Here is a 2660-nt window from a genome sequence, read left to right as displayed (position 1 = left end):
CATTCCGGCCGCCGCCCGCTGTTGTGTCGGGCCTGTGTCCTGCGCGTGTGCGGGCCCGGCCGACCGGACGTCCCGGCGCCGGGCTCGGTACCATGAAGATTCATCCCCTCCCGGTTGCGCGGGCCGCGGCCCCGGTCGCGCGGCGCCCGCGGGGGGCAGGCCGAGTGCCCTGAGGAGTGTCCTTGCCCGACGAGGTTGTGCCCACGGCGGCTGCGGCCGCCCCCGAGAACCGGCCCACGCCCTCGGGGGCCACCCCGGCACGTCCGGCGCCGACCCCGTCCCGCCCCTCCGCCCCGGCCGGCCGCGGCTCCGCCGGCGGCGGCGGCGGCATGCGGGCCCGCCTGGCCCGCCTCGGCGGCCAGCGCTCCAGCGTGCTCAACCCCGTCCTGGAGCCGCTCTTCCGCTCCATCCGGTCCAACGACCCCAAGGCCGACCCGGCGCTGCTGCGGGACATCGAGAAGGCGTACGCGGTCGCCGAGAAGTGGCACCGCGGGCAGAAGCGCAAGAGCGGCGACCCCTACATCACCCACCCGCTGGCGGTCGCGACCATCCTGGCCGAGCTGGGCATGGACGCCCCGACGCTGATGGCCGGGCTGCTGCACGACACCGTCGAGGACACCGACTACGGCCTGGAGACCCTGCGCAAGGACTTCGGCGACTCGGTGGCCCTGCTGGTGGACGGCGTCACCAAGCTGGACCGGGTGAAGTTCGGCGAGGCCGCGCAGGCCGAGACGGTCCGCAAGATGGTCGTCGCGATGGCCAAGGACCCCCGGGTCCTGGTGATCAAGCTGGCCGACCGCCTGCACAACATGCGCACCATGCGCTACCTCAAGCGGGAGAAGCAGGAGAAGAAGGCCCGCGAGACGCTGGAGATCTACGCCCCGCTGGCGCACCGGCTGGGCATGAACACCATCAAGTGGGAGCTGGAGGACCTCGCCTTCGCGATCCTCTACCCCAAGATGTACGACGAGATCGTCCGGCTGGTCGCCGAGCGCGCCCCCAAGCGCGACGAGTACCTGGCGACCGTCATCGACCAGGTCCAGGGCGACCTGCGCGGCGCCCGGATCACCGCCTCCGTCACCGGCCGGCCGAAGCACTACTACTCGGTCTACCAGAAGATGATCGTCCGGGGCCGGGACTTCGCCGAGATCTACGACCTGGTGGGCATCCGGGTCCTGGTCGACACCGTCCGCGACTGCTACGCGGCGCTGGGCACCATCCACGCGCGGTGGAACCCGGTGCCGGGGCGGTTCAAGGACTACATCGCGATGCCCAAGTTCAACATGTACCAGTCGCTGCACACCACGGTGATCGGTCCCGGGGGCAAGCCCGTCGAGCTGCAGATCCGCACCTTCGACATGCACCGCCGCGCCGAGTACGGCATCGCAGCGCACTGGAAGTACAAGCAGCGCGCGGTGGCCGGCGCCTCCAAGGTACGCACCGACACCCCGACCCAGACCCGCAAGGACGACAAGGCCGGCGCCGTCAACGAGATGGCCTGGCTGCGGCAGCTGCTGGACTGGCAGAAGGAGACCGCCGACCCCAGCGAGTTCCTGGAGTCGCTCCGCTTCGACCTGGCCAGCAACGAGGTCTTCGTCTTCACCCCCAAGGGGGACGTCATAGCCCTGCCGGCCGGGGCCACCCCGGTGGACTTCGCGTTCGCGGTGCACACCGAGGTCGGCTACCGCACCATCGGGGCCCGGGTGAACGGGCGGCTGGTGCCGCTGGAGTCGACCCTGGAGAACGGCGACACCGTCGAGGTCTTCACCTCCAAGGCGGAGAACGCCGGACCGTCCCGGGACTGGCTGGGCTTCGTCAAGTCCCCGCGCGCCCGCAACAAGATCCGCGCCTGGTTCTCCAAGGAGCGCCGCGAGGAGGCGATCGAGCAGGGCAAGGAGGCCATCGCCCGCGCCATGCGCAAGCAGGGCCTGCCGATCCAGCGGATCCTCACCGGCGACTCGCTGGTCACCCTCGCCCACGAGATGCGCTACCCGGACATCTCCTCGCTGTACGCGGCGATCGGCGAGGGGCACGTCGCCGCGCAGAACATCGTCCAGAAGCTGGTGCAGGCGCTGGGCGGCGAGGAGGGCGCCACCGAGGACCTCGCCGAGACGGCCACCCCGACCCACGACAACCGGCGCGCGGTGCGCCGCCGGGCCAAGGGCGACCCGGGCGTGATCGTCAAGGGCGTCGAGGACGTCTGGGTGAAGCTGTCGCGCTGCTGCACCCCGGTGCCGGGCGACGCCATCGTCGGCTTCGTCACCCGCGGCAACGGCGTCTCGGTGCACCGCGCCGACTGCGTCAACGTCGAGGCGCTCAGCCAGCAGCCCGAGCGGATGATCGACGTCGAGTGGGCGGCCACCCAGTCCTCGGTCTTCCTGGTAGCCATCCAGGTCGAGGCGCTGGACCGCTCCCGGCTGCTCTCGGACGTCACCCGGGTGCTGTCCGACCAGCACGTCAACATCCTGTCGGCGGCGGTGCAGACCTCCCGCGACCGGGTGGCGATGAGCCGCTTCACCTTCGAGATGGGCGACCCCAAGCACCTGGGCCACGTCCTCAAGGCGGTCCGCGGCGTCGAGGGCGTCTACGACGTCTACCGCGTCACCTCGGCCCGCAAGTAGCCGGGCCGGCCCGCACGGCGCACGCGAGAGGGCCCCCGG

Annotated in this window: 1 protein-coding gene; it reads left to right on the top strand. The window is 71.5% G+C overall.

Annotated elements, in window-relative coordinates; genetic code table 11:
- Positions 1 to 176 precede the first annotated feature (176 nt).
- Complete coding sequence (locus ACFU74_RS36895; protein WP_380764511.1) at positions 177 to 2621, top strand: RelA/SpoT family protein; 2445 nt, start codon at positions 177 to 179, stop codon at positions 2619 to 2621.
- Positions 2622 to 2660: the final 39 nt, after the last annotated feature.

The organism is Kitasatospora sp. NPDC057500, assembly GCF_042802195.1.
Taxonomy (GTDB): Bacteria; Actinomycetota; Actinomycetes; order Streptomycetales; family Streptomycetaceae; genus Kitasatospora.
Note: the sequence above shows the minus strand (reverse complement) of the source record. Positions and strands in the feature narration are given on the sequence as shown.